The sequence below is a fragment of the Pseudomonas sp. EGD-AK9 genome, from assembly GCF_000465935.2.
In the GTDB taxonomy this organism is placed as follows: domain Bacteria; phylum Pseudomonadota; class Gammaproteobacteria; order Pseudomonadales; family Pseudomonadaceae; genus Aquipseudomonas.
The window spans coordinates 1-1,471 of record NZ_AVOF01000538.1 but is presented as its reverse complement, the minus strand read 5'-3'; the positions used below and the strand labels follow the sequence as shown (position 1 = coordinate 1,471).

General features: G+C 67.1%; 4 protein-coding genes. All 4 read left to right on the top strand.

Annotated features, from left to right (window positions below; genetic code table 11):
- Window positions 1-418 (top strand): glycine cleavage T C-terminal barrel domain-containing protein (locus tag N878_RS20210; protein ID WP_021445358.1); only part of this gene is annotated, 418 nt, incomplete at its 5' end.
- Between the two features lie 94 nt (window positions 419-512).
- Window positions 513-902, top strand: a complete 390-nt coding sequence (gcvH, locus tag N878_RS20205) for a glycine cleavage system protein GcvH (protein ID WP_021445357.1) — start codon at window positions 513-515, stop codon at window positions 900-902.
- 139 nt (window positions 903-1,041) lie between these two features.
- A complete protein-coding gene (locus tag N878_RS20200; protein ID WP_021445356.1) occupies window positions 1,042-1,359 on the top strand; it encodes a helix-turn-helix transcriptional regulator in 318 nt (105 codons plus the stop codon).
- Window positions 1,356-1,471, top strand: a 116-nt coding sequence (locus tag N878_RS29650) for a hypothetical protein (protein WP_031303601.1), incomplete at its 3' end; no start/stop codon positions are given. The genes N878_RS20200 and N878_RS29650, both read left to right, overlap by 4 nt.

Sequence of the window (1,471 nt, the reverse complement as noted above, 5' to 3'; positions counted from 1 at the left end):
GCGCGACACCCTGCGCCTGGAGGCGGGGATGAACCTCTACGGCCAGGACATGGACGAGAGCGTCTCGCCGCTGGCTGCCAACCTGGCCTGGACCATCGCCTGGGAGCCGGCCGCGCGCGACTTCATCGGCCGCGCCGCACTGGAGGCGCAGCGCGCCGCCGGTTGCCCGAGCAAGCTGGTCGGCCTGGTGCTGGAGGAGCGCGGCGTGCTGCGCGCGCATCAGGTGGTGCGCGTCGAGGGCATCGGCGACGGCGAGATCACCAGCGGCAGCTTCTCGCCGACGCTAAACAAGTCCATCGCCCTGGCCCGTGTGCCGGCGGCCACCGGCGAGCGCGCCGAAGTGGAAATCCGTGGCAAGTGGTACCCGGTGCGGGTGGTCAAGCCGAGCTTTGTACGTAACGGCAAAACCCTGATCTGATTCATCGGGCCACGGCGCCGGCTTTCGCTCCCGCCGCGGCCTGCTAAATTGTCCTGACGGCCCGCTTGCCGTCATCGCTTACGAGGAACGACACATGAGCAATATTCCCGCCGATCTGCGTTACGCCGCCAGCCACGAGTGGGCGCGCCTGGAGGCCGACGGCAGCGTGACCGTGGGCATTTCCGACCACGCCCAGGAAGCCCTCGGCGATGTGGTGTTCATCGAGCTGCCGGAACTCGGCAAGCAGCTGGACGCCGGCCAGGAAGCCGGGGTGGTGGAGTCGGTCAAGGCCGCCTCCGACATCTACGCGCCGATCGGCGGCGAGGTGATCGCGATCAACGAGGCGCTGGCCGACAGCCCCGAGAGCGTCAACAGCGACCCCTACGGCAGCTGGTTCTTCAAGCTCAAGCCGAGCGATGCCAGCGAGCTGAACAAGCTGCTCGACGCCGCCGCCTACCAGGCCGCTGCCGACGCCGATTCCTGATCGGCGGCAACGCCCAGAGAACCCGCTTCGGCGGGTTTTTGCGTTTATGGCGTACGCCTTGACCGTTGGTCGCCTTGGCTAACACTTTTCAAAAATACAATATATAAAAATACATATTGTATTTGTCTAAGGTGTAGCCATGACCGACGCCCTCGATATCCAGCAGCTGCGCGCCAATGCCGATGCCGCCGGCCAGCTGCTCAAGGCCCTGGCCAACCCGGACCGCCTGCTGCTGCTGTGCCAGCTGGCCCAGGGCGAGCGCAACGTCAGCGAGCTGGAGGCGCTGCTCGGCATCCAGCAGCCGACCCTGTCGCAGCAGCTCGCCGTGCTGCGCCGCGAAGGCCTGGTGGCAACCCGCCGCGACGGCAAGCAGATCCATTACCGCATCAGCAGCCCGGCGGCGCTGGCGGTGATCGAGACGCTGTACCGGCTGTTCTGCGAGGGCCAGGAGCAATGAGCATCGACTGGAACGCCTTCACCCCTTGGAGCGCGCTGGCCGGCGGCGCGCTGATCGGCCTGGCGGCGGCCATCTTCGCCCTGGCCAACGGCCGCATCGCCGGCATCAGCGG

Excerpts from the sequence above, each read along its gene's own strand:
- gcvH (WP_021445357.1), top strand. The coding sequence starts at position 513 with ATGAGCAATATTCCCGCCGATCTGCGTTACGCCGCCAGCCACGAGTGG.
- N878_RS20200 (WP_021445356.1), top strand. The coding sequence starts at position 1,042 with ATGACCGACGCCCTCGATATCCAGCAGCTGCGCGCCAATGCCGATGCC.